The sequence below is a fragment of the Salegentibacter sp. 24 genome, from assembly GCF_004362395.1.
GTDB lineage: Bacteria > Bacteroidota > Bacteroidia > Flavobacteriales > Flavobacteriaceae > Salegentibacter.
In genome coordinates this window covers 1-1,682 of sequence record NZ_SNWE01000054.1, presented here as the reverse complement: position 1 = coordinate 1,682, position 1,682 = coordinate 1, and the positions used below count along the sequence as shown (strand labels likewise).

Below are 1,682 nucleotides of genomic sequence, written 5' to 3'. Positions count from 1 at the left end.
TCCTGTTTTGTGCGGCTCCTTCCTTCATCACCTCTAACCCCTTGTAAATACTGGAGTTTATGTTTTGCACAGGGTGTCCCAGCTTTTTTTAAGAGCAAAATGCTATTTTTATCAGGATTATGTTCGTCAGAAAGAAGCCTAATAAAAGTGGTTTAATCAGCATCCAGATTATTGATAAGTCATCTGGTAAATATGTTGTGCGTGAAACGGTCGGTAGTTCAGACGATCCTCAAGAGATTGAACACCTGGTAAAGAAAGGGAAGCAGCGGATTGTTAAGCTTGCTGGTCAGGTTTCCATGAGTTTTGATAGAGATAAAGAGCTGGAATTTGTCGATGCTTTTATGAATAGTTTGGACACTTTTTACCTGGTGGGTCCTGAGTTACTTTTAGGTAAATTATTTGATGAAATTGGATTTAATACTATTGAGGAAGAGCTCTTCCGCCATTTAGTTATTACCCGCTTAATTTACCCGGTAAGTAAACTTAGAACTGTGGATTATCTATTCAAGTATAAAGGTGTAGAAATAAGTGTTTACAGTGTCTACCGCTATCTTGATAAGCTCCATAAGGAACAAATGGAGCAGATTAAGCAAATCAGTTTAAAGCATACCTTAAGTTTGTACGACAATGCTTTATCAGTTGTATTTTATGATGTGACTACCTTATATTTTGAGGCTTCCAAGGAAGATGAGCTTAGAATTACCGGTTTTAGTAAGGACGGAAAACATCAAAACCCACAAATTGTATTGGGATTGCTCGTAAGTGATGGAGGGTACCCCATCGATTACCACATTTTTGAGGGCAACAAATATGAAGGAGACACCCTGTTACCGGTAGTGGATCATTTTTCAACAAAATATCAATCACAACATCTCACAATAGTGGCTGATTCTGGTTTACTTTCCAAGAGAAATATCGAATTGTTAACGCAGAAAAATTATAAATACATTTTAGGTGCCAGAATAAAAAATGAGCCAGATTCAATTAAGAAACAAATCCTGGGTCTGGACTTGAAGGATAAAGAATATGCGGAAGTAACAAAGGAGCAGCAGCGATTAATTATTAACTTTAAAGAGCAGCGGGCCCACAAGGATGCACATAATAGAAAACGCGGTCTTGAGCGACTGGAAAAGAGACTTAAATCGGGTAAACTCAATAAAACTCATATTAATAACAAAGGCTTCAATAAATATTTAAAAATAGAAGGTAAGGTAGACATCCTTATCGATTACCAGAAATTTGAAGATGATGCCAAATGGGATGGTCTAAAAGGATTTGCCACAAATACAGATCTGCCTTCTAAGCAGGTGATCGATCAATACAGAGAACTCTGGACTATTGAGAAGACCTTTCGCATAGCTAAATCAGATTTAAAGATACGCCCTATCTACCATAGATTGCGAAGAAGAATAGAAGCTCATATTTGCGTGTCCTTCGCAGCCTGTAAGGTCTATAAAGAATTGGAACGACAATTAAAAACCAAAGAATCAAGTCTGAGCCCTGAAAAAGCGATAGACATCCTGAAAACTATTTATCAGGTAAGCATACAATCCCCTTATTCTTCAGCAAAACACAATAGGTTAGTTCTCAAAAATGAAGAACAAAAGGATTTAGTAAACCTCTTCGATTTAGATAGAAATCTATCTTAGAAGCTCGGGTGTCCCCATGCACAAAACAGGAAA

The 1,682-nt window shown here is 37.2% G+C and carries 1 protein-coding gene; it reads left to right on the top strand.

Annotated elements, in window-relative coordinates; translation table 11 throughout:
• Positions 1–119: 119 nt before the first annotated feature.
• On the top strand, positions 120–1,649 hold the full coding sequence (locus tag DET49_RS18315) for an IS1634 family transposase (RefSeq protein ID WP_133550301.1): 1,530 nt from the start codon (positions 120–122) through the stop codon (positions 1,647–1,649).
• The last annotated feature ends 33 nt before the right edge of the window (positions 1,650–1,682 follow it).